Below are 273 nucleotides of genomic sequence, written 5' to 3'. Positions count from 1 at the left end.
TTGGTGGAGCTGAGCGGGATCGAACCGCTGACCTCCTGCGTGCAAGGCAGGCGCTCTCCCAACTGAGCTACAGCCCCTCGATAGTCCACCCAAAGCCCGGCCGCGCACGGATTCTCAGGCTATAAAATTGTGTGGATCTAGGCGCTTTCGGGCGTAGTGTGCGAATAGCACATGAGCCTGGAAGCAACGACGAGCCACGCAATTTTGGTGGGTCTGGGTGGATTTGAACCACCGACCTCACCCTTATCAGGGGTGCGCTCTAACCAACTGAGC

Annotated in this window: 1 tRNA gene; it reads right to left on the bottom strand. The window is 58.2% G+C overall.

Annotated features, from left to right (window positions below):
- Position 1: 1 nt before the first annotated feature.
- A tRNA-Ala gene (locus tag NLU14_RS21795) sits at positions 2 to 77 on the bottom strand.
- Between the last annotated feature and the right edge of the window lie 196 nt (positions 78 to 273).

Source organism: Marinobacter iranensis (genome assembly GCF_029207565.1).
Classification (GTDB): domain Bacteria; phylum Pseudomonadota; class Gammaproteobacteria; order Pseudomonadales; family Oleiphilaceae; genus Marinobacter; species Marinobacter iranensis.
The sequence above is the reverse complement of the archived record's forward strand: the minus strand, read 5'-3'. Positions and strand labels throughout refer to the sequence as shown.